The organism is Pseudomonas syringae group sp. 247E2 (assembly GCF_032587795.1).
Taxonomy (GTDB): Bacteria; Pseudomonadota; Gammaproteobacteria; order Pseudomonadales; family Pseudomonadaceae; genus Aquipseudomonas; species Aquipseudomonas amygdali.
This window is the reverse complement of sequence record NZ_JAWHPK010000020.1, coordinates 19277-40800: the sequence shown is the minus strand read 5'-3', so window position 1 is coordinate 40800 and position 21524 is coordinate 19277. Positions and strand designations below refer to the sequence as shown.

At 60.9% G+C, this 21524-nt stretch carries 20 protein-coding genes and 1 riboswitch; of the genes, 2 read left to right on the top strand and 18 right to left on the bottom strand.

The annotated features are described in order from the left end of the window. Positions 1-131 precede the first annotated feature (131 nt). The 3 genes from RYC18_RS18710 to ahcY form a co-directional block, all read right to left on the bottom strand. The gene (locus RYC18_RS18710) at positions 132-2009 is read right to left on the bottom strand and encodes a DEAD/DEAH box helicase (protein ID WP_316886588.1); all 1878 of its coding nucleotides are present in this window, start codon (positions 2007-2009) and stop codon (positions 132-134) included. Between the two features lie 311 nt (positions 2010-2320). Beyond that, entirely contained in the window at positions 2321-3166 is an 846-nt protein-coding gene (metF, locus tag RYC18_RS18705) for a methylenetetrahydrofolate reductase [NAD(P)H] (RefSeq protein WP_003346344.1), read from the bottom strand. Between the two features lie 192 nt (positions 3167-3358). Continuing rightward, on the bottom strand, positions 3359-4768 hold the full coding sequence (ahcY, locus tag RYC18_RS18700) for an adenosylhomocysteinase (protein ID WP_316886587.1): 1410 nt from the start codon (positions 4766-4768) through the stop codon (positions 3359-3361). Positions 4769-4791: 23 nt separating this feature from the next. Beyond that, positions 4792-4902: riboswitch (S-adenosyl-L-homocysteine riboswitch) on the bottom strand. A 220-nt stretch (positions 4903-5122) separates the two neighbouring features. On the opposite strand from ahcY, the gene RYC18_RS18695 reads away from it, so the two are divergent. Then, entirely contained in the window at positions 5123-5518 is a 396-nt protein-coding gene (locus RYC18_RS18695; protein ID WP_005778753.1) for an acyl-CoA thioesterase, read from the top strand. Between the two features lie 149 nt (positions 5519-5667). On the opposite strand, the gene otnI is transcribed toward RYC18_RS18695, so the two are convergent. The 7 genes from otnI to alaC all read right to left on the bottom strand — a co-directional run bounded on the left by otnI (position 5668) and on the right by alaC (position 12977). Next, positions 5668-6453 (bottom strand): 2-oxo-tetronate isomerase, encoded by a 786-nt coding sequence (gene otnI, locus RYC18_RS18690; RefSeq protein ID WP_005743070.1) that lies wholly within the window; start codon positions 6451-6453, stop codon positions 5668-5670. A gap of 22 nt (positions 6454-6475) precedes the next feature. Then, positions 6476-7933, bottom strand: a complete 1458-nt coding sequence (locus RYC18_RS18685; RefSeq protein WP_005743069.1) for an SLC13 family permease — start codon at positions 7931-7933, stop codon at positions 6476-6478. A 135-nt stretch (positions 7934-8068) separates the two neighbouring features. Beyond that, positions 8069-8707 (bottom strand): aldolase, encoded by a 639-nt coding sequence (locus tag RYC18_RS18680; RefSeq protein WP_005778755.1) that lies wholly within the window; start codon positions 8705-8707, stop codon positions 8069-8071. After that, positions 8707-9996: a 3-oxo-tetronate kinase gene (gene otnK, locus RYC18_RS18675; RefSeq protein WP_005778757.1), complete on the bottom strand. Its 1290-nt coding sequence runs from the start codon at positions 9994-9996 to the stop codon at positions 8707-8709. The genes RYC18_RS18680 and otnK overlap by 1 nt, the downstream gene beginning before the upstream one ends. Positions 9997-10006: 10 nt before the next feature. Next, positions 10007-10912 carry an L-threonate dehydrogenase gene (gene ltnD, locus RYC18_RS18670; RefSeq protein ID WP_005778759.1) on the bottom strand — a complete coding sequence of 302 codons (906 nt, stop codon included), beginning with the start codon at positions 10910-10912 and terminating at the stop codon, positions 10007-10009. Positions 10913-11139: 227 nt separating this feature from the next. Further along, positions 11140-11595 (bottom strand): YkgJ family cysteine cluster protein, encoded by a 456-nt coding sequence (locus RYC18_RS18665; protein WP_003422458.1) that lies wholly within the window; start codon positions 11593-11595, stop codon positions 11140-11142. Between the two features lie 173 nt (positions 11596-11768). Then, the gene (gene alaC / locus RYC18_RS18660) at positions 11769-12977 is read right to left on the bottom strand and encodes an alanine transaminase (protein ID WP_002551718.1); all 1209 of its coding nucleotides are present in this window, start codon (positions 12975-12977) and stop codon (positions 11769-11771) included. Positions 12978-13302: 325 nt separating this feature from the next. Here alaC and ilvD point away from each other — a divergent pair, with 325 nt between their 5' ends. After that, positions 13303-15150 (top strand): dihydroxy-acid dehydratase, encoded by a 1848-nt coding sequence (ilvD, locus tag RYC18_RS18655; RefSeq protein ID WP_003422455.1) that lies wholly within the window; start codon positions 13303-13305, stop codon positions 15148-15150. A gap of 69 nt (positions 15151-15219) precedes the next feature. Here the strand turns inward: ilvD and RYC18_RS18650 are convergent, their stop codons facing one another. The 8 genes from RYC18_RS18650 to RYC18_RS18615 form a co-directional block, all read right to left on the bottom strand. Continuing rightward, positions 15220-15543 carry a DUF3392 domain-containing protein gene (locus RYC18_RS18650; protein WP_002551720.1) on the bottom strand — a complete coding sequence of 108 codons (324 nt, stop codon included), beginning with the start codon at positions 15541-15543 and terminating at the stop codon, positions 15220-15222. A 9-nt stretch (positions 15544-15552) separates the two neighbouring features. Continuing rightward, positions 15553-16767 (bottom strand): radical SAM family heme chaperone HemW, encoded by a 1215-nt coding sequence (gene hemW / locus RYC18_RS18645; protein WP_003366127.1) that lies wholly within the window; start codon positions 16765-16767, stop codon positions 15553-15555. Continuing rightward, the gene (gene rdgB, locus RYC18_RS18640; RefSeq protein WP_316886586.1) at positions 16764-17357 is read right to left on the bottom strand and encodes an RdgB/HAM1 family non-canonical purine NTP pyrophosphatase; all 594 of its coding nucleotides are present in this window, start codon (positions 17355-17357) and stop codon (positions 16764-16766) included. The genes hemW and rdgB overlap by 4 nt, the downstream gene beginning before the upstream one ends. 33 nt (positions 17358-17390) lie before the next feature. Continuing rightward, positions 17391-18011 carry a methionine biosynthesis protein MetW gene (gene metW / locus RYC18_RS18635; protein WP_002551723.1) on the bottom strand — a complete coding sequence of 207 codons (621 nt, stop codon included), beginning with the start codon at positions 18009-18011 and terminating at the stop codon, positions 17391-17393. Between the two features lie 7 nt (positions 18012-18018). Then, positions 18019-19158: a homoserine O-succinyltransferase MetX gene (locus RYC18_RS18630; RefSeq protein ID WP_002551724.1), complete on the bottom strand. Its 1140-nt coding sequence runs from the start codon at positions 19156-19158 to the stop codon at positions 18019-18021. A 192-nt stretch (positions 19159-19350) separates the two neighbouring features. Next, entirely contained in the window at positions 19351-19941 is a 591-nt protein-coding gene (locus RYC18_RS18625) for a YggT family protein (protein WP_057431881.1), read from the bottom strand. 25 nt (positions 19942-19966) lie between these two features. Next, the gene (gene proC, locus RYC18_RS18620; RefSeq protein WP_004654392.1) at positions 19967-20785 is read right to left on the bottom strand and encodes a pyrroline-5-carboxylate reductase; all 819 of its coding nucleotides are present in this window, start codon (positions 20783-20785) and stop codon (positions 19967-19969) included. A 22-nt stretch (positions 20786-20807) separates the two neighbouring features. Then, positions 20808-21494, bottom strand: a complete 687-nt coding sequence (locus RYC18_RS18615; protein WP_005731051.1) for a YggS family pyridoxal phosphate-dependent enzyme — start codon at positions 21492-21494, stop codon at positions 20808-20810. Positions 21495-21524 lie beyond the last annotated feature (30 nt).

The following is a 21524-nucleotide window of genomic DNA, read 5'->3' as shown; positions in this document are numbered from 1 at the left end:
GCCACAAAGAGGGCGCAGAGCGTCCAGAACTGCGCTACCACGCGGAGCGTGGGAGCGATGATCAACATCCTCCAGGGCCACAAACAAAAACGCCCCGAGCAGGTCGGGGCGTTTTTAGTGTTGCGTGGCTATCAGCTGTCGCGATTGCGGGTCAGCAGGGCCGGTTTTTCACCGCGTGGGCGTGTTGGCAACTGGTCCAGTTGCTCGGCAGACGGGAAACGGTCGATCTTGGATTCCTTGTGCACGATCTTCGGCTGAGGCTGACCGTCGCGCGGGGCACGCACGGCTGGCTCCTGACCTTCACGCGGCAAGGGCTGATCTTCACGTGCCGGGCGACGACCGCGCGGCTGGCCATCACGCGAACGCGGAGCCGACGAACCCGAACCGTTGCGCTTTGGCGCGCTAGTACCGGAACCGTTACGAGCGCCGCCCGCAGGTCGACCCGAATTGGCTGGGCGAGCTGCGCCGCCAGCAGCCGGTGCTGCACCAGGCGCGGCAGCAGGGCGACGACCACGGTTCTGGCCTTTGCCCTGATAAGGGCTGACGTAGTCAGCACGATTGCCGAAGTTGTCTACTTCGTCGTCGCGGAACTCGTCCGGCGCACGATCGGCTGCCGGGCGCGGTATGGATGGCTGCGATGCACGCTGTTCGCTGCGAGGCGTGCCCTCACGAGGTTTTTTTTCGCGTGGCTGCCTTGCAGGGCGTTCGCCAGTGGCGGCTGCAGTGGCAGGTTTTTCCTTGCCTTTGTCCTTGCCCTTGTCGCGACGACCGCCGTTGTTCTTGTCGCCGGCAGGACGTGCACCACGAGAGTTGCGAACATCCGGACGCTCACGCACTTCCGGTTTTTCAGCCTCGACTGCGGTGATGTCGAAGCCCATCAGGTCGCCATCGGCGATCTTCTGTTTAGTCATGCGCTCAATGCTTTTGAGCAGCTTCTCTTCGTCCGGCGCAACCAGGGAAATGGCTTCGCCCGAACGACCGGCCCGGCCGGTACGACCGATACGGTGAACGTAGTCTTCATCGACGTTTGGCAGCTCGAAGTTGACGACATGCGGCAGCTGGTCGATATCCAGGCCGCGTGCGGCGATATCGGTCGCGACCATGATGCGTACATCACCTGCCTTGAAGTCGGCCAGTGCCTTGGTACGTGCGTTCTGGCTCTTGTTGCCGTGGATCGCGACCGCCGCAAGGCCGTGCTTGTCCAAGTACTCGGCCAGACGGTTGGCGCCGTGCTTGGTGCGGGTGAAGACCAGCACCTGTTCCCAGGCACCGACGGTAATCAGGTGCGCCAGCAGTGAACGCTTGTGGTTGGCGGCAAGGCGGAAAACCCGTTGCTCGATACGCTCGACCGTGGTGTTCGGCGGCGTGACTTCGATGCGCTCTGGGTTGTGCAGCAGCTTGCCGGCCAACGACGTGATGTCATTGGAGAAGGTAGCCGAGAACAGCAGGTTCTGGCGCTTGGCCGGCAGCCGCGCGAGGACCTTCTTGACGTCATGGACGAAGCCCATGTCGAGCATCCGGTCTGCTTCATCGAGCACCAGGATTTCGACGTGGGACAAATCGACACTGCCTTGACCGGCCAGGTCGAGCAGGCGGCCGGGGCAGGCCACCAGGACGTCCACGCCACGGGACATGGCCTGAACCTGAGGGTTCATGCCGACGCCACCGAAGATGCAGGCGCTGACGAACTTCAGGTCGCGGGCATAGAGCTTGAAGCTCTCGTGCACTTGTGCGGCCAGTTCGCGGGTCGGGGTCAGGACCAGAACGCGTGGTTGACGCGGGCCGTGACGCTGGGATTTGTCCGGAACACCATTGGGAAACAGCCGCTCCAGAATAGGGAGGGCGAAACCACCGGTTTTACCAGTACCGGTCTGTGCCGCAACCATCAGGTCGCGACCTTGCAACACGGCGGGAATGGCCCGCTGTTGCACGGGGGTAGGCTGGGTATAGCCCGCTGCCTCGATGGCGCGGACTAAAGCCTCGGAGAGACCGAGGGAAGCAAAGGACATGAGTAATCCTGTTCTGTTGGAGCTTAAGCTCAAGGGATGTCTTGCCTGGCGCGAATGGCGTGTAAAGACAACGCGATCCCGTCCGGTCCTGCCGGGTCTTCAGTGCATTCCGTGACGCCTGCGCTTGATGAAAATTGCGCTGTTGGCGTGAACGGATGACGATTGCAAGACCGGGCGTCCGGGCGTAAGCCTGGCGGGAAGGCTGGAGTATAACAGAGCGAGCGCAATACGCCGCTTTCCTGCTGCCCAACGGTGTATGAGGCCGCGATCCCCCGGAAATTACCGGTCGGACCGCGGTGCCGCAGCCGTTTTCAGCGTGGCAGTTGCAGGTTGTTCCACACCGCCAGGCTCGGTTCTGCCTGGTTCAGCGTGTAGAAATGCAGACCGGGGGCGCCGCCTTGCAGCAGTCGTTCGCACATCTGCGTGATGACTTCTTCGCCAAACGCCTGGATGCTTTGCACGTCATCGCCGTAGGCTTCCAGCTGTTTACGGATCCAGCGCGGGATTTCCGCACCGCAGGCATCCGAGAAACGCGCCAGCTTGCTGTAGTTGGTGATCGGCATGATGCCCGGCACGATCGGAATGCTGACGCCCATTTTCTCGACCCGCTCGACGAAGTTGAAATAGCTGTCGGCGTTGAAGAAGTACTGCGTGATTGCACTGTCGGCGCCGGCGTTGGCCTTGTTGACGAAGTGCTTGAGGTCGTCCTCGAAGTTGCGCGCCTGCGGATGCATTTCCGGGTAGGCGGCGACTTCGATGTGGAAATGGCTGCCGCTTTCCTGGCGAATGAAGCTCACCAGGTCATTGGCGTGACGCAACTCACCGCTGGCCATACCCATGCCGGAAGGCAGGTCGCCGCGCAGTGCCACGATGCGTTTGATGCCCGCATCCTTGTACTGCGCCAACAGGTTGCGCAGGTCGTCCTTGCTGTCGCCCACGCAGGACAAATGCGGCGCAGCAGGGACTTTGATCTCGTTTTCCAGCTGCAGCACGGTATTGAGCGTGCGGTCGCGGGTCGAGCCACCGGCACCATAGGTGCAGGAGAAAAAATCGGGGTTGTACGTAGCGAGCTGACGAGCAACGGTCAGCAGCTTTTCATGTCCAGCGTCGGTCTTGGTAGGAAAGAACTCGAAGCTGAAGCGGCGTTCTTGGCTCATGGAGGCCGATCTCGATATAGAAACGAACACATACTTTGTAGGAGCGGACTTGTCCGCGAAGGCTTTATTTCAGACGCTGCATCTTGATTGAATGCACAGGCCCCTTCGCGGACAAGTCCGCTCCCACAGATAATTGCCAACTGAGAGAGTGAGAGGCGTCAGGAACGCCGCGCACTCTTCACAGAAGATCAATCAGTAGCGATAAGCGTGCGGCTTGAACGGACCTTCGACGGTCACGCCGATGTAATCGGCCTGGGTCTTGGTCAGCTTGGTCACAACGCCGCCGAAGCCGCGGACCATTTCCAGGGCCACTTCTTCGTCGAGTTTCTTCGGCAGCACTTCAACGGTCAGACGCTCGGCCTTTTTGGCCGGTGTCAGGTCAGCGTACTTCTGCTCGAAGAGGAAGATCTGCGCCAGAACCTGGTTGGCGAACGAGCCATCCATGATGCGGCTTGGGTGGCCAGTGGCGTTACCCAGGTTTACCAGACGGCCTTCGGCCAGCAGGATCAGGTAGTCGTCGTTCTGTGCGTCGAACGAGCCTGGGCCGGTACGATGGATCTTGTGAACCTGTGGCTTCACTTCTTCCCATGCCCAGTTCTTGCGCATGAAAGCGGTGTCGATTTCGTTGTCGAAGTGACCGATGTTGCACACCACAGCGCGCTTTTTCAGCGCCTTGAGCATGTTCGAATCACAAACGTTGACGTTACCGGTGGTGGTCACGATCAGGTCGATCTTGCCCAACAGTGCCTTGTCGATGCTCGCTTCGGTGCCGTCGTTCTCACCGTCGATGAACGGCGAAACCAGCTCGAAACCGTCCATGCAGGCCTGCATGGCGCAGATCGGGTCGACTTCGGTCACTTTGACGATCATGCCTTCCTGACGCAGCGACTGAGCCGAGCCCTTGCCCACGTCACCGTAGCCGATCACCAGTGCCTGCTTGCCGGACAGCAAGTGGTCGGTGCCGCGCTTGATGGCGTCGTTCAGGCTGTGACGGCAGCCGTACTTGTTGTCGTTCTTGCTCTTGGTCACCGAGTCGTTGACGTTGATGGCCGGGATTTTCAGCTCGCCCTTGGCCAGCATGTCCAGCAGGCGGTGAACACCCGTGGTGGTTTCTTCGGTAACGCCGTGGATCTTGTCCAGCATCGCCGGGTATTTCTTGTGGATGATCTCGGTCAGGTCGCCGCCGTCGTCGAGAATCATGTTGGCGTCCCATGGCTGGCCATCCTTGAGGATGGTCTGCTCGATGCACCACTCGTATTCTTCTTCGGTTTCGCCCTTCCAGGCGAACACAGGAATGCCGGCAGCGGCAATGGCAGCGGCGGCCTGGTCCTGAGTGGAGAAAATGTTGCACGACGACCAGCGAACTTCGGCACCCAGGGCAACCAGGGTTTCGATCAGCACGGCGGTCTGAATGGTCATGTGGATGCAGCCGAGAATTTTCGCGCCCTTGAGCGGCTGGTCACCGGCGTATTTGCGGCGCAGACCCATCAGGGCAGGCATTTCGGATTCGGCAATGATGGTTTCGCGACGACCCCAGGCGGCCAGGGAAATGTCGGCAACCTTGTAGTCATTAAATTCTGCGGGCGTGATTACAGCACTCATTGAGAGTCTCCATTCCATAAAAATGCGAATGGGCGCCGTTGTGCGTTTAAGGTTTGCCGGTCGAGGATCGTCCTGGCAAACAACGCCCCATCCGAGCCTGACAGGGAAAACCTGCTGCAGCGCCCCTCGGACAGGTGGCGGGAACGGTATCAAGCGTGGATGACCGTTTTGAAACGTTGGGCAGTATAGCTGCGCTCGCGATTCTTCCCAAGGCTTTCTGTCGGTTTAAGGGCCATACAATTGCCATCTGTCTGTAATCGAGTCGATGCACATTCGGTATGACACAGGCATGGGCGCGGGCCGTCGGCTCTGCCATCATGCACGTCTCTACCGGCCAGACGCTCAGGAGTGAACATGAATTTCCACACCCGCAAGTGGGTCAAGCCCGAAGACCTCAACCCCAACGGCACGTTGTTCGGCGGTAGCCTGCTGCGCTGGATCGATGAAGAAGCGGCGATCTACGCGATCGTTCAACTGGGTAATCAGCGGGTGGTGACCAAGTACATCTCTGAAATCAACTTTGTCAGCGCCTCGCGTCAGGGCGACATCATTGAGCTAGGCATCACCGCCACAGAATTCGGCCGCACCTCGATCACCCTCAAGTGCCAGGTGCGCAACAAGATAACCCGCAAAAGCATTTTGACTGTCGACAAGATCGTCTTCGTCAACCTCGACGAAGACGGCCAGCCAGCGCCGCATGGCCGGACTGAAATCCGCTATATAAAGGACCAGTTCGACTTAGAGGACTGATACCTCTTCAAGATCGGACGCAGAGCGTCCAGAACGGCATGCGACGCGGAGCGTCGCACGATAGTGTTCTTGCGCAAGCCTGGCGTGCCTGGGCACGACAGTTACAGAGTGATCGTTCCTCACGCTCCGCGTCGTCTATCCCGCGTTTTTCAGCTCTTGGCTTGTAGCTTGCGCAACCACGCCAGACCCACGCTGGTATCGCCTTTGGGGCGGTATTCGCAGCCGATCCAGCCGCTGTAGCCCAGCTCGTCGATGACGTTGAACAGGTGCTCGTAGTTCAGTTCGCCCAAGTCCGGCTCATGGCGATCCGGTACCCCGGCGATCTGAATATGACCAATGCCCGCAAAGTCGCGACGCAGCTTGCTGGTCAGGTCACCTTCGACGATCTGGCAGTGGTAGCAGTCGAACTGCACCTTCAGGTTGTCGGCACCCACCAGCTTGCAGATGTCCTGTGCCTGATCCTGACGATTGAGGAAGAAGCCCGGCATGTCGCGGGTGTTGATCGGCTCGATCAGAATCGTGACGCCTGCGCCCTTGGCTTGCTCAGCCGCGAACGCGAGGTTTTCCAGATAGACCGCCTGATGACGCTCACGCAAGCTTTCATCGGCCAGCAAGCCAGCCATGACATGCACTCGGTCATTGCCCAGCACCTGCGCATATTCCAACGCCTGCTCGATACCGCTGCGAAATTCCGCTTCACGGCCCGGCAGCGTGGCAATGCCTCGCTCGCCTGCCTCCCAGTCGCCTGGCGGGGCGTTGAACAGCGCCTGCACCAGACCGTTGTCGCTCAGGCGCTGCTTGAGTTCCTGAGTGCTGTAGGCGTAGGGGAACAGGTACTCGACCGCGCCGAAACCATCGGCAGCGGCTGCGGCAAAGCGCTCAAGAAAGTCATGCTGCGGGTACAGCATGCTGAGGTTGGCGGCAAAACGAGGCATGTTAACTCCAGTCTTCAAAGGGTCAGACGAATGGCCAAAGCAGCAGGGTGATCACGAAGCCCAGTGTGCCGAGCAGCGTGACCAGTACGGTCCAGGTGCGCAAGCCGTCGGCGACGTTGAGGCCTGCCAGCTTGGTGAACATCCAGTAACCGGCATCATTGATGTGCGACATGGCCAGACCGCCACCGCCCATCGCCAGGCACAATAGAGCCAGGTGGTTGGCGCTCAGGTCCAGCGTTGCGATCAGCGGGCTGAGAATGCCTGCAGTGGTCACCAGTGCAACGGTGGTCGAACCCTGAACAGCGCGCAGCAGCAGGGTCAGCAGGAAGCCCAGCGCGAGTACCGGCAGACCGGTGTTACGCAGCGCCTCGGAGACCACTGCACCAATGCCGGTGTCGACCAGCACCTTGCCGAATACGCCACCGGCGCCGGCAATCAGGATCACCATCGCCACACCCGGCAAGGCCGAGCCGATCACATCGGACACCTGAGTGCGGCTCCAGCCACGACGCGAGCCCAACAGCCAGGCGCACAGCAGGGTATCGATCAGCAATGCCACAAGCGGCGCACCGAGAACGGTCAGCACTGCACGCAGCGTGGACGTGGCTGGCAGCATGGTGGTGGCCAGGGTGCCCATCAGAATCAGCACGATCGGCAACAGAATGAGCGCGATGATCAGCCCGAAACCCGGTGCAGGCGCTGGCGGCAGTTTGCTCGCCAGGCTGCTGGCGCTTTCTTCGATGCCCATTGTTCTGGTTTCAGTGGCTTCACGCACAGCGGAATAATCGTTGCGCGCCCAGGCTTCCAGGTCTTCGTTGGTAACGTGCGGGCCGTAGACTTCGGCGCGAATATCGTCGGTCATCGGGTAGGTCTTGCGGGTCATGCGCCCCGCGACGAAATAGCCGATCATGCACAGTACAGCAACGATCGGAATGCCCAGCATCAGCACCCGGCCAAGGTCCGCGCCCAACTGGCTGGCAGCGGCTACCGCGCCGGGATGCGGCGGCAGGAACGCGTGCACGGCAAGCAAGGCTGCACACATTGGCAGCGCGAAGATCAGCAGCGGCTTGCGTGCCGCCCGTGCCACACCGTATGCCAACGGCATGAGGATGATCACGCCGACTTCGAAGAACACCGGAATACCGACCATGAAGCCTGCAACGGTCAGCGCCAGTGGCGTGCGTCTGTTACCGAAGCGGTTGATCAGGGTTTTGGCCAGCGCCTCGGCCCCGCCGGACAGCTCGATGATGCGTCCGATCATCGCGCCCAAAGCGATGATGATCGCGATGTGGCCAAGGGTCTTGCCCATGCCGCCTTCAATGGTGGTAACCAGATCGGCCGGTTTAACACCGGCGACCAGCGCCACGATAATGCTGACCAGCATCAGGGCGACAAAGGGCTGGAATTTGTACTTGAGCACCAGGAACAACAGCAGTGCGATGCCCGCACCGGCCACGATCATCAACATGAGCGGCGTCATGCCCGTGCACTCCGGTCGATGGTGGTAAAGAGGAACAACGAAACAGCGGGATAGGGGTGAGTCATGCTCTCGATTCCTGTTGTTATTGTTTTTCGTCCGGGAGGCGCAGCGCGCCCCCCGATCAATGTGTGTCCGTTACCACTTCGCGCCGAACACCTGACGCAGTTCTTCAAGCGCCGCCGGGTCCAGCGGCGCAGGTTTGGGATTGCTCATCAGCCACAGACGCGCTGTTTCTTCCAGCTCTTCCAGTGCGTAGCAGGCCTTGGCCACCGAACTTTCCCAGACCACCGGGCCGAGCCGCTCGAGCATCACGCCGCGCACGCTGTTGGCCAGCTCCGCCACGCGCTCGGCGACTTTCGGCGAGCCCGGACGCTCGTAAGGGATCAGCGGGATATGCCCGACCTTCATGACCTGATACGGCGTCAGCGGCGGCAGAATGTCGTCCTCCTGCCACACTCCGGCCAGGGTCAGGGCGACCAGATGCGTCGAGTGCGTATGCACCACGCCGCCGACCTGCGGGTTGCGGTCGTAGACTTCGCGGTGCAGGGCCAGGGTCTTGGACGGCTTGCTGCCGGACACCCATTCACCGGCCAGATTGACCTTGGCGATATCGGCCGGGTCCATGCGGCCCAGGCAGGCGTCGGTCGGGGTAATCAGCCAGCCGTCGTCGAGTCGTGCGCTGATGTTGCCGGCGCTGCCCACCGTATAGCCACGGCCATACAGCAGACGGCCGACGTCGCAGATTTCCTGACGCAATGCGTTTTCGTCGATCATCAAGCCGCCCCCGCCAGTTGCTTGAGCGCCTTGGCGAAGAAGTCGCGCGCACCGAAATTGCCGGATTTGAGGGCCAGAGCCAGCGGTTGTGCGCCGCTGCTCACCGTGGCCGGAACGCCCGGATCAATCTGTGCGCCGATCTGCAACAGTTGCACGCCCAGCGCCTGAACCACGGCACCGGAGGTTTCGCCACCGGCGACCACAAAGCGGCGCACACCAGCGTTCAGCAGCCCTTTGGCGATCTCGCCCAACGCGGCTTCGACCATTGCACCGGAGCGTTCAACACCCAGCTCTTTCTGCACGGCTTTGACTTCATCCGGCGTGCTGGTGGCGTAGATCAATACGGTCTGCCCGGCGTCTCTGGCAAAGGCCAGCGCCTGCTCGACCACCGGCTTGCCTGCGGCCAGATCCAGCGGATTGATGCGCAGTGCAGGGCGATTGTCTTCCAGCCAGGCCGCGACCTGGCCATTGGTGGCAACCGAAGCGCTGCCCGCCAACACCACTTCGCCGCCACTGATGGCGACCTGTTTGGCGGCATCGATATCGCGCAGCTTGCCTGCCTTGCGAAAGTTACCCGGCAGGCCCAGCGCCAGACCCGAGCCACCGGTCAGCAGCGGCAAGTCGGCGCAGGCTTCGCCCAAGGTGTACAGATCGGCATCCGACAGGGCATCGGCGATCGCCATGCTCACACCTTCGGCGCGCAGCTCGGCAATTCTGTTGCGCACGCCTTCGACGCCCTGGGCAATGCTGTCATAGCGCAACAGGCCGACCTTGTGGCGGGTCTGCGCTTGCAGCACACGCACCAGATTGGCGTCGGTCATGGGCGTCAGCGGGTGGTTCTGCATGCCCGATTCGCTGAGTAACTGGTCCTGTACGAACAGATGTCCACGGAAAATCGTGCGGCCATTTTCCGGGAAGGCCGGGCAGGCGAGGGTGAAGTCGCTGTCCAGTTGCTCCAGCAGTGCTTCGCTGACCTGGCCGATGTTACCCGCGGCGGTGGAATCGAAGGTCGAGCAGTATTTGAAGAAGATCTGCTCGCAGCCGCGCTCGCGCAGCCATTCCAGCGCAGCGAGGGATTCAGCCACCGCGTCGGCGCTTGGTGTGGTACGCGATTTCAGGGCGATGACAATCGCGTCGGCGTCCAGGCCGGCAGCCATTTCGGCGCTGGGGATGCCGATGCTCTGCACGGTGCGCATACCGCCGCGCACCAGCATGTTGGCAAGGTCGGTCGCGCCGGTGAAGTCATCGGCAATGCAGCCCAGCAGCGGGCGAGCGTTGTTCAGGCTCATCAGTCGCTCCTCAGGCTTTTTCTGGCTTGGCTTTCGGCAACTCGATGCCCGGGAAAATCTTGATCACCGCCGAGTCATCCTCGCGGCCGAAACCGGCGCTGGAGGCCTGCATGAACATCTGGTGTGCGGTGGCCGACAGCGGCAGCGGGAATTTGCTGCTGCGTGCGGTATCCAGTACCAGGCCGAGGTCTTTGACGAAGATATCCACAGCCGACAGCGGCGTGTAATCGGCATTGAGGATGTGCGGCACGCGGTTTTCGAACATCCACGAGTTACCGGCACTGTTGGTGATCACTTCGTACAGCGCGTCAGCATCGACGCCTTCACGCAGGCCGAGGGCCATGGCTTCGGCGCTGGCGGCGATGTGTACGCCAGCGAGCAACTGATTGATGATTTTGACTTTCGAGCCCAGCCCGTGGACGTCACCCAGGCGATAGACCTTGCCGGCCATGCCATTGAGGATGGCTTCGGCCTTGGCGTAAGACTCGGCCGGGCCGGAGGTCATCATGGTCATCTGGCCAGCGGCGGCCTTGGCGGCGCCGCCGGAGATCGGTGCATCGAGGTACAGCAGGTTCTGTGCGGCCAGACGCTCGCCCAGTTCGACGGCGAAGGTCGGTGCGACAGTGGCGCAACCGATGACCAGACTGCCCGGACGCAGCGCCGCGACCGCGCCGTTTTCACCAAACAGGACGGTTTCGGTCTGCTCGGCATTGACCACGACGGTAATGATCACATCGCAGGCAGCGGCCATGCTGGCTGGGGATTGGCAGGCAACGCCGCCTTCCTGGGCAAACGCTTCGGTCACGCTGCTGCGCACATCGCAGGCATGCACAGTGAAGCCGCTACGCAGCAACGAGCGGGCAATGCCCAGACCCATCGCACCCAGGCCGATAACGCCAACGTTTTTGCTGGTCATGCAGTAATCCTCAAAGTCAGTGCCGATGCCTGTGTCGCTGGCATTCGAGCGTTATTGTTCTGATCTGTGAATCGGATAGTGAATCAATGAGTAAATAATGTGAAGTATTTTTATTTTTCACAAAAATTAACATCGATAGGCTTTTTCCATCGCCCACAAAAAAGCCCCTGTGCGGGGCTTGATTGATGTGAGCCGATATTCTGCGCGTTGCGCAGCCCTTCAAGGGGTCAGAACTTCGGCACTGGCGCGCTGGTGGCGTTTCTCAGTGAGCCGCTTTCCTGACGCACGACTTCTTTGGGTTTGTACGCGCAATAACCTGGGCGCGGCCCGATTTTCGGGTGGTTGCGGCAGGTGTCCGGGCGCTTGTCATAGATGGTGCACAGGCGGCTTTTACGGTCCAGATACAGGCAGTCGTTGTTGCTCATGCGCTGCAACGTGAAGATTTCCGACTTCTGGTTGTAACGCTCGACGATGCCTTCTTTCTGCAGACGTTTGGCGATGTTCTTCGCCGGGTCGCCGCGCTCGAACTCATCGACGATGCCGATGCGAATCAGGTCCTTGATCTTCACTTCTACCGGCAACGTGCAGCAACTGGACACGCAGCCCCCGCACATGTGGCTGGAGTATTTGGCCCAGGTGTCGATACGATCGAGTTCTGCGGCGGCGATCAAGGTGGGTTTCATTTTAGGTCAGGCTTCCGGGTGTATCGGGGCGCGCGATCATACCGGTCTGCAGCGATTTGCAGAAATCAAAAATTGCCGAGGCGACTGTCGGTCAGGTGTGGAGAGGGGGTTGGTTGCAGCGTCCACGCCTGCCGAGCGCAGTCGGTCAGCAGGCGCGGTGTCTCAGAAGGAACTCAGGACTTGAGCTTGTCGTCAGCCCTGAACATGCTGCGGATGCCGCGCACGGCCTGACGGATGCGGTCCTGATTCTCGATCAGCGCGAAGCGCACGTGATCGTCGCCGTACTCACCGAAACCGATGCCCGGCGAGACACACACCTTGGCTTCGGCCAGCAGCTTCTTGGCGAACTCCAGCGAGCCCAGATGCGCGTAGGCTTCGGGAATCTTCGCCCAGACGTACATCGACGCCTTGGGGTTTTCGACCATCCAGCCCAGTTCGTGCAGGCCTTTGACCAGTACGTTGCGGCGCTGGCGATACTGCTCGGCAATGTCGAGCACGCACTGCTGATCGCCTTCCAGCGCGGCAATCGCCGCCACCTGCAGTGGCGTGAAGGTGCCGTAGTCGTGGTAACTCTTGATCCGCGCCAGTGCATTCACCAGTTCGGGGTTGCCGACCATGAAGCCAATCCGCCAGCCTGCCATGTTGTAGCTCTTGGACAAGGTGAAGAACTCCACGGCAATGTCCTTGGCGCCGGGCACCTGCATGATCGACGGGGCTTTCCAGCCATCGTAGACGATGTCGGCGTACGCCAGGTCATGCACCACCAGCACGTCGTACTGTTTGGCCAGCGCCACCACGCGCTCGAAGAAATCCAGCTCCACACATTGCGCAGTCGGGTTGGACGGGAAGCCCAGAATCATCATCTTCGGCTTGGGAATCGAGCCGCGAATGGCTTTTTCCAGCTCGTCGAAGAAGTCCACGCCTGGCACCAGCGGCACCGATCGCACCTGGGCGCCGGCAATCACGGCACCGTAGATGTGGATCGGGTAACTGGGGTTGGGCACCAGCACCGTGTCGCCCTGATCCAGCGTGGCGAGCATCAGGTGGGCCAGGCCTTCCTTGGAACCAATGGTCACGATCGCTTCGCTTTCAGGGTCGATGTCGACCTCGTAGCGCTTCTTGTACCAGTTGGAAATGGCCCGGCGCAGGCGCGGAATGCCCCGCGAGGTGGAGTAACCGTGGGTGTCTTCGCGCTGGGCGACGGTGATCAGTTTTTCGACAATGTGCGGCGGTGTGGCCCCGTCGGGGTTGCCCATGCTCAGGTCGATAATGTCCTCACCACGACGACGAGCAGCCATTTTCAGCTCGGCGGTGATGTTGAACACATAAGGGGGGAGTCGATCGATGCGCGCAAAGCGGCGCGGCGAACCTTGGTCAGCCATGAGTATCTCGCAAACGTAAGCGCCCGGAACCGTCCGAGCGACGTGGCCACATGAGGCGGCCTGCCGAGGAAGATAAATGCCCTGATAGCATTTTGTCCAGCGCGGCACCGATGGCGATATTCGGACCCCACCAAACCACCCGGCGGTGTAGAATCGGCGCTATTCATCGCCAGTCATCCCCGGCGGGTTTATGAGCTCAGGCCGAATACACGGTGATCCCGTGGTGTTCGGTTTCTTCGCTGCCTGCGGTCACTGCCGCTCGTTCGCGACGTCAATAGAAGCTCACTCCCTTCCTGATCAGCCTTATTTTTGCCGGAGTGTTTCAATGCCTGATTACCGCTCGAAAACGTCCACCCACGGCCGCAACATGGCCGGCGCCCGTGCCCTGTGGCGCGCCACGGGCATGAAGGACGAAGACTTCAAAAAACCGATCATCGCCATCGCCAACTCCTTCACCCAGTTCGTACCCGGCCACGTCCACCTCAAGGACATGGGCCAGCTGGTCGCGCGTGAAGTCGAGCGCGCCGGTGGCGTGGCCAAGGAATTCAACACCATTGCGGTCGACGATGGCATCGCCATGGGCCACGACGGGATGCTCTATTCGCTGCCGAGCCGCGAGATCATTGCCGACTCCGTCGAGTACATGGTCAATGCGCATTGCGCCGACGCCATCGTGTGCATTTCCAACTGCGACAAGATCACCCCGGGCATGCTGATGGCGTCGTTGCGCCTGAACATTCCGGTGATCTTCGTCTCCGGCGGGCCAATGGAAGCGGGCAAGACCAAACTGGCCAGCCACGGCCTGGATCTGGTCGATGCGATGGTCATCGCTGCTGACTCGACCGCCAGTGACGAAAAAGTCGCCGAGTACGAGCGCAGCGCCTGTCCGACCTGCGGGTCGTGTTCCGGCATGTTCACCGCCAACTCGATGAACTGCCTGACCGAAGCACTGGGCCTGGCGTTGCCGGGCAATGGCTCGGCTCTCGCCACCCACAGCGACCGCGAGCAACTGTTCCTGCAGGCTGGCCGCACCATCGTTGACCTGTGCCGTCAGTACTACAAGGAAAACGACGATTCGGTGTTGCCGCGCAACATCGCCAACTTCAAGGCGTTCGAAAACGCCATGACGCTGGACATCGCCATGGGCGGCTCGACCAACACCATCCTGCACTTGCTGGCCGCCGCTCAGGAAGCCGAGATCGATTTCGACCTGCGCCACATCGACCGTCTGTCGCGCAAGGTGCCACAGCTGTGCAAGGTCGCGCCGAACATCCAGAAGTACCACATGGAAGACGTGCATCGCGCTGGCGGGATCTTCAGCATCCTTGGCGAGCTGGCCCGTGGCGGCCTGCTGCACACCGACCTGCCGACCGTGCACAGCAAGACCCTGGCCGAAGGCATCGCCAAATGGGACATCACCCAGACTGACGACGAGGCCGTGCACACCTTCTTCAAGGCAGGCCCGGCGGGCATCCCGACGCAGACCGCGTTCAGCCAGTCGACCCGTTGGGACAGTCTGGATGATGACCGTGAAAACGGCTGCATCCGCAGCGTAGAGCACGCTTATTCGCAAGAAGGCGGCCTGGCCGTGTTGTACGGCAACATCGCGCTGGATGGCTGCGTAGTGAAAACTGCCGGTGTCGACGAGTCGATTCACGTTTTCGAAGGCAACGCCAAAATCTTCGAAAGCCAAGACAGCGCAGTACGCGGGATTCTTGCTGACGAAGTGAAGGCTGGCGATATCGTCATCATCCGTTACGAAGGCCCGAAAGGCGGTCCGGGCATGCAGGAAATGCTCTACCCGACGTCGTACCTGAAGTCCAAAGGGCTGGGCAAGGATTGCGCACTGCTGACTGACGGCCGCTTCTCGGGCGGTACGTCCGGCCTGTCCATCGGTCACGCCTCACCGGAAGCGGCGGCAGGCGGAGCGATCGGTCTGGTGCGCGATGGCGACAAAGTGCTGATCGACATCCCCAACCGCTCGATCAACCTGCTGATCGACGATGCGGAAATGGCCGAGCGCCGCGCCGAACAGGACAAGAAAGGCTGGAAACCTGTCGAGTCGCGTCCACGCAAAGTGACCACCGCCCTCAAGGCCTACGCCCTGCTGGCGACCAGCGCTGACAAGGGCGCGGTGCGTGACAAGGCGTTGCTGGACAAACTGGTGCCTTGATCTGCATCGGCAACACTAAAAAGCCCGGCAGAGATGCCGGGCTTTTTGCTGCGTTTGAAAAAGCAGCGCTTACTTGCGGTCCGCAATTACCCCGATCAGCACCAGCACCACCAACAGCACCGGTGCCAGGCTGTAGTTGTTGAACTGGCTCAGGCCGCGCACTACCCAAGGCGTGGCATAGATCAGCGCCGCGCCGCTGCCCACGGCGCACAGCAGGGCGATGAGCGGGATGCGCAGGGCACCGGTAATGCCGCTGATTCGCTGTTCCAGCCAGCCTTTGATGTCCGAGCCGAACAGCACCAGCAGGCAGCCCACCAGCGCGAGCGCGATTTCCGAGAGATTGCTGCGGCTCCAGCGCGAGACGGTGGCGAGCAAATCGAGTACGAAATCCATGCAGGGTCCTTAGATCAGAAAGTATTGCAGCAGGTCGTTGAGGAACAGCTGGCCTTGTGGCGTGGCGATCAGGCGTGTCGGGTCCTGGTGCAGCAACCCCTTTTGTTCAGCCTGTCGACGCGCCTCGGCCAGCGAATCGAGGCTTAGACCGGTTCTTTCGCGAAATAACGCAGCGTCCACACCATTTGTCAGTCGCAGTGCGTTCATCAGGAATTCGAACGGCAATTCATCCAGCGGCAACAGCTTGGAACCGGCCTGAAACGGCTTGTCCGGGTTCAGGTAATCCTTGGGCAGCCGGGTTTTCCAGGTGCGCATGATGCGCCCGTCCGGGTGGCTCAGCTTGCCGTGTGCACCTGCGCCGATGCCGATGAAATCACCGAACGCCCAATAGTTGAGGTTATGCCGCGCCGGTTTTCCGGGCTGTGCATAAGCTGACACTTCGTACTGCGCGTAGCCATGAGTGGCCAGCAACTGCTGTCCGGTTTCCTGAATGTCCCAAAGAATGTCGTCTTCGGGCAGCACCGGTGGCTGATTCCAGAACACCGTGTTGGGCTCCAGGGTCAGTTGATACCAGGACAGGTGGGTCGGCGCGAGGGCAATGGCCTGGCGCAGATCGGCCAGCGCCTCGTCCTGGGACTGATCCGGCAGGCCGTGCATCAGGTCCAGGTTGAAGTTGTCGAAACCAGCCTGACGCGCCATATCGGCGGCACGAATTGCTTCGTCGCCATTGTGAATGCGGCCCAGCGCCTTGAGTTTGGATTCCTGAAAGCTCTGAATGCCGATCGACAGTCGATTGATGCCCAGGCCGCGATAGGCGCTGAACTTGACCTGCTCGAAGGTGCCGGGGTTGGCTTCCAGCGTGATCTCGATATCGCTGGCAAAGCGGATGCGCTGTTCGACGCCTTGCAGCAGGCGCCCCAGCGCATCGGCGCTGAACAGGCTCGGCGTACCGCCACCAAAGAAGATCGATTGCAGCTCGCGGCCGTAGACGTGCGGCAGGTCCAGGTCCAGGTCGGCGAGCAGGGCGTCGACGTATTCCTGTTCCGGCAGCACCGGGCTGGCAGTGTGCGAGTTGAAGTCGCAGTACGGGCATTTGCGCACGCACCACGGAATATGGATGTACAGCGACAGCGGTGGCAGGTGCGGCAGCGCAGGGCGTGGGCTTTCTGACGAGAAACCGCTCTCGCCGAGAAACAGCGGCTGCGCAGGCGAATCGTGGGTCATTGCAGACCCAGGCGTTGCCGCAACAGGACCATGGCGCGAGCGCGATGGCTGAGCTGGTTTTTCTCGCTCGGGCCGAGTTCGGCGCTGGAGCAATTGCGCTCCGGTACCCAAAACAGCGGATCGTAGCCAAAACCGTGTTCGCCGCTGGCTGCGTGCAGGATGCGCCCATGCCACAGGCCTTCACACAGAATCGGCAGCGGGTCGTCGGCGTGACGCACCAGTGCCAATACGCAGACAAATTGTGCGCCACGCTGCTCGTCCGGCACGTCTTTGAGCGCTTCCAGCAGCTTGGCGTTGTTGGCGGCATCGCCCTTGCCCTCGGCGTAGCGTGCGGAATAGATACCCGGCGCACCGTCGAGAAAGTCCACCGCCAGCCCCGAGTCGTCGGCCAGCGCAGGCAGGCCGGACAGACGCGCGGCGTTGCGTGCCTTGAGGATTGCATTCTCGACGAATGACAGGCCGGTTTCTACCGGCTCTACCAGGCTGAACTCACTGACCGAGCGCAGCGTTACGCTGCCGCCGAGCATGGCCTGGAGTTCCTTGAGTTTGCCGCCATTGTGGCTGGCCAGTACGAGTTGTGTGAGGTTCATGGTTGGCCTGTCGTGGTGCTTGAAAACGGTCGGTTAAACGGCAATCCTGTGGTCCGTCAGCCCTGGGCTGGTGACCCGGTAGATGCCGATTTCACCGAGCAGGTTGGGCCAGAGTTTGCTAGCCCAGCCGTGGCGATGCTGTTGATCGACGGCCAGCCTGTCGAGCACCTTTGCATCGCGTTCACGGCACAGTTCTTCGAAATCGCCGAAGGTGCAGAAGTGGATGTTCGGCGTGTTGTACCAGGTATACGGCAGGAATTCGGACACCGGCATGCGGCCCTTGCTCGCCAGATACCAGCGGCAGCGCCAGTGACCGAAGTTCGGAAAGGTGATGATGCACTGACGCCCGACGCGCAGCATCTCGTCGAGGATTCGGTCCGGGTAATGCACAGCTTGCAGGGCCTGGGTCATGACCACGACATCGAAGCTGTTGCTGGCAAAGTTGCCCAGCCCTTTGTCGAGGTCCTGCTCGATGACGTTGATGCCCTTGGCGACACACTCGGCAATGTTGGCAGCGTCGTTTTCCAGTCCGTAACCGGTGACCTGCTTGTGGTCACGCAGCCAGGTCAGCAATTCGCCGTCACCGCAGCCAAGGTCGAGCACGCGGCTGCCCGCGGGAATCCATTCCTGAATGATTTCCAGATCGGCTCTCATGACGTCCTCACAACGAAATTCGGTTCATGTAATTACCGAAAGCCTGCAAGTAGCGCGGAATCGGGATCAGAAAGGCGTCGTGGCCTTGAGGTGCGTCGATTTCCAGATAGCAGACGTCCTTGCGCGCGGCCATCAGTGCGTCAACCAGTTCCCGCGAGCGGGCCGGCGAGAAGCGCCAGTCTGTAGTAAACGACATCACGCAGAATTTGGCGGTGGCATTGGCGAAGGTCTTGGCCAGATCGTCGTTGAAGTTGGCGGCAGGGTCGAAGTAATCCAGCGCTTTGGTCATCAACAGGTAGGTATTGGCGTCGAAACGCCCGGAAAACTCTTCACCCTGATAGCGCAGATAGCTTTCGACCTGAAACTCGACGCTGTGGAAGTCGTAGTTGAGTTTTTCGCTCTTCAGACCACGGCCGAATTTCTCGCCCATCGAGTCATCCGACAGGTAGGTGATGTGCCCGACCATCCGTGCCAGCATCAGGCCGCGTTTGGGGATCACTCCGCGCTCCTGAAACGAGCCACCGTGGAATTCAGGGTCGGTGAGAATGGCCTGACGTGCTACCTCGTTGAACGCGATGTTCTGTGCCGACAGCTTGGGCGCCGAGGCGATCGCCAGGCAGTGGCGCACGCGATCCGGGTAGCTGATGGTCCATTGCAGCGCCTGCATGCCACCCAGACTGCCGCCAATGACCGCTGCCCACGTGTCGATGCCGAGCAGATCCGCCAGCCGGGCCTGACTGTTGACCCAGTCTTCCACGGTCACCACCGGGAAATTGGCACCGAACGGCTTGCCGGTGTCCGGGTCAATGCTGCTAGGCCCGGTGGAGCCATTGCAGCCGCCCAGATTGTTAAGGCTGACGACGAAGAACGTGTTGGTGTCGATAGGCTTGCCGGGACCGATACAGCTGTCCCACCAACCGGGTTTGCGGTCATCGGCACTGTGGAAGCCTGCGGCATGGTGGTGCCCGGACAGCGCATGACAGATCAGCACGGCATTGCTGCGTGCGGCGTTGAGTTGACCGTAGGTTTCGTAAATCAGGTCATAGGCTGGCAACGAACGACCACAGGCCAGCGCCAGAGGCTCGCTGAAATGCGCCGTTTGCGGTGTGACCAGTCCGACAGAATCGTGAGGGAATACCGTGGGCATCGACCCTGCTCTCGCATAAATGAGGCGTAAGTCTAAAGACCGCGGGGTGCAGCGGCAATAAGCGATGTTGTGAGGCACAAATCAGCTGCACCTCGGGACAGGACGCAGAGCGTTCAGAACGGCATGCGACGCGGAGCGTCGCACGATAGTTGAGGTTATCGTTCCTCACGCTCCAGCGTGGAACAAGAGTGCTTACATCAGCAACCGCAGCACATCCGGCATGCCGCTCATGGCGGCGAGGTTGTTGATGACCAGCATGTCCAGCAGCTTGAGCACCAGAAACGCCAGGATCGGCGAGATATCCAGCCCGCCCAGGTTCGGGACGATCCTGCGGAACGGTGCCAGGGCAGGTTCACAGATCTGGTTGACCAGCTCTGCGCCGGGGTTGCTGCTACCCGGTGCTACCCACGACAGAATCACGCTGATGATCAGGGCAAAGAAGAATATCTTCAGGAACAGTGCGGTGACGCCGATGATCGACCAGAGCAGCAGGTGCAGCGGATCGCCCGTGGTGCCGAACATCAGCAGCAGGGTCAGGGCCATCAGGATCATCTGCACGACGATCGCCAGTACCAGCGAAGACATGTCCAGCCCGCCCAGGCTGGGGATGATGCGCCGCAGCGGTTTGAGCAGCGGCTGGGTGGCGCGCACGATGAACTGGCACAGCGGGTTGTAGAAATTGGCCCGCACCAGTTGCAGCACAAAGCGCAACAGCACGATCAGCAGGTAAAGACTGCCAAGCGTTTGCAGGACGTAAATTGCAGCGGTGTTCAATCCGATCATCGATCTGCTCCAGAAAACCCGAAAATTATTTGCCCAGTTGCTCCGCCAGCTCGGCTGCACGGTGATCTGCGGCAGTCAGTGCCGTTTCCACCAGTGCTTCGAAGCCGCCTGCCTGAAATGCCTTGATGGCCGCCTCGGTGGTCCCGCCCGGCGAGGTGACACGACGACGCAGCTCGCCCGCACCCACATCACTGCCGGTCGCGATCAGTGCCGAGCCCAGTGCGGTTTGCAGGGTCAGCTTTTTCGCGATGTCTTCCGGCAGGCCCAGTTTTACACCTGCCGCGGTCATCGCTTCCATCATCAAAAAGAAGTACGCAGGGCCACTGCCGGACACCGCTGTTACAGCGTCCATGTGTTTTTCCTGCTCGACCCAGACTGCCACACCGACGGCCGACAGCAGTTGCTCGGCCTGCTCGCGTTGTTCGGCAGTGACCTTGTCGGTCGCATACAGCCCGCTGGCACCCTGACGCAGCAGTGATGGGGTATTGGGCATGCAGCGCACCACCGGCTGATCGCCAAGCCATTGAGTCAGGCTGGCGCAGGTAATGCCGGCTGCGACCGAAACAATCAACTGATTGGCTTCAAGGCTGGACTTCAACGCTTGGCAGACGTTTTTCATCATCTGCGGCTTGACCGCCAGCACCACGACATCTGCGCCCTTGATCGCCTCGGCGTTGTCGGCAAATACCTGGATGCCATGATCGTTGGCGATGCGTTCGCGGGTTTCGGCACCCGGCGCGCTGGCACAGATCAGTGCCGCGTCCACGCCTTGGGCGCGCAGGCCGCCGATCAGGCTGGCAGCCATGTTTCCGGCACCGACGAAGGCAATACGAGTCTTGCTCATGAAGGGGTCCTTATGGGGAAGGTTATGGCTGACCATAGTCGCGGGCGCCAAAGAGAGCTGTGCCGATACGCACCCAGGTTGCGCCTTGTGCAATGGCGGCTTCCAGGTCGTGGCTCATGCCCATGGAAAGTGTGTCGAGCGCCAGGTTCAATTGCTCCTGCAACGTGCGCACAGCGGCGAACGAGGCATGCTGAGCCGCAGGGTCGTCTGTGGGCTCGGGGATCGCCATGAGGCCGCGCAGCTTCAGTCGCGGCAGGGCGATGATGGCGGCGGCCAGTGCCGGCAGGTCCTGAGGCGTGCAGCCCGACTTGCTGGCTTCGCCACTGACGTTCACCTGAATGCAGATGTTCAGTGGTTCAAGCGCCTCGGGGCGTTGCTCGGACAGGCGTTGGGCGATTTTCAGGCGGTCCACGGAATGTACCCAGGCGAAGTTCTCGGCGATAGCGCGCGTCTTGTTCGATTGAATGGGGCCGATGAAGTGCCAGCACAAGGGCAGGTCGCTCAGTTCGAGCTGTTTGCCCAATGCTTCCTGTAAATAATTTTCGCCAAAGTTGCGCAAGCCTGCGGTGTAAGCTTCACGCAAGTCGCCGGCGGGCTTGGTTTTGCTCACCGCCAGCAGGCCGACGGACGCCGGTTCGCGGTTGGCGGCGAGGGCTGCGTCGCGAATTCGTTGTTCGAGCGTTGAAATGTTCGCTGCTATCGTGGACATTGATTTGCGCCAGCAGGGCTAAAGTCTGCG

Bases quoted from the DNA above. Each gene is read 5' to 3' on its own strand.
- metW (WP_002551723.1), bottom strand. From the start codon at position 18,011: ATGAGAGCCGATCTGGAAATCATTCAGGAATGGATTCCCGCGGGCAGC.
- RYC18_RS18680 (WP_005778755.1), bottom strand. From the start codon at position 8,707: ATGATCGACGAAAACGCATTGCGTCAGGAAATCTGCGACGTCGGCCGT.
- otnK (WP_005778757.1), bottom strand. From the start codon at position 9,996: ATGAGCCTGAACAACGCTCGCCCGCTGCTGGGCTGCATTGCCGATGAC.
- metF (WP_003346344.1), bottom strand. From the start codon at position 3,166: ATGAGCCAAGAACGCCGCTTCAGCTTCGAGTTCTTTCCTACCAAGACC.
- alaC (WP_002551718.1), bottom strand. From the start codon at position 12,977: ATGGCTGACCAAGGTTCGCCGCGCCGCTTTGCGCGCATCGATCGACTC.
- proC (WP_004654392.1), bottom strand. From the start codon at position 20,785: ATGAGCAAGACTCGTATTGCCTTCGTCGGTGCCGGAAACATGGCTGCC.
- RYC18_RS18630 (WP_002551724.1), bottom strand. From the start codon at position 19,158: ATGCCCACGGTATTCCCTCACGATTCTGTCGGACTGGTCACACCGCAA.
- RYC18_RS18685 (WP_005743069.1), bottom strand. From the start codon at position 7,933: ATGACGCCGCTCATGTTGATGATCGTGGCCGGTGCGGGCATCGCACTG.
- RYC18_RS18665 (WP_003422458.1), bottom strand. From the start codon at position 11,595: ATGAAACCCACCTTGATCGCCGCCGCAGAACTCGATCGTATCGACACC.
- RYC18_RS18625 (WP_057431881.1), bottom strand. From the start codon at position 19,941: ATGATCGGATTGAACACCGCTGCAATTTACGTCCTGCAAACGCTTGGC.
- RYC18_RS18695 (WP_005778753.1), top strand. From the start codon at position 5,123: ATGAATTTCCACACCCGCAAGTGGGTCAAGCCCGAAGACCTCAACCCC.
- RYC18_RS18615 (WP_005731051.1), bottom strand. From the start codon at position 21,494: ATGTCCACGATAGCAGCGAACATTTCAACGCTCGAACAACGAATTCGC.
- ltnD (WP_005778759.1), bottom strand. From the start codon at position 10,912: ATGACCAGCAAAAACGTTGGCGTTATCGGCCTGGGTGCGATGGGTCTG.
- ahcY (WP_316886587.1), bottom strand. From the start codon at position 4,768: ATGAGTGCTGTAATCACGCCCGCAGAATTTAATGACTACAAGGTTGCC.
- otnI (WP_005743070.1), bottom strand. From the start codon at position 6,453: ATGCCTCGTTTTGCCGCCAACCTCAGCATGCTGTACCCGCAGCATGAC.
- ilvD (WP_003422455.1), top strand. From the start codon at position 13,303: ATGCCTGATTACCGCTCGAAAACGTCCACCCACGGCCGCAACATGGCC.
- RYC18_RS18710 (WP_316886588.1), bottom strand. From the start codon at position 2,009: ATGTCCTTTGCTTCCCTCGGTCTCTCCGAGGCTTTAGTCCGCGCCATC.
- hemW (WP_003366127.1), bottom strand. From the start codon at position 16,767: ATGACCCACGATTCGCCTGCGCAGCCGCTGTTTCTCGGCGAGAGCGGT.
- RYC18_RS18650 (WP_002551720.1), bottom strand. From the start codon at position 15,543: ATGGATTTCGTACTCGATTTGCTCGCCACCGTCTCGCGCTGGAGCCGC.
- rdgB (WP_316886586.1), bottom strand. From the start codon at position 17,357: ATGAACCTCACACAACTCGTACTGGCCAGCCACAATGGCGGCAAACTC.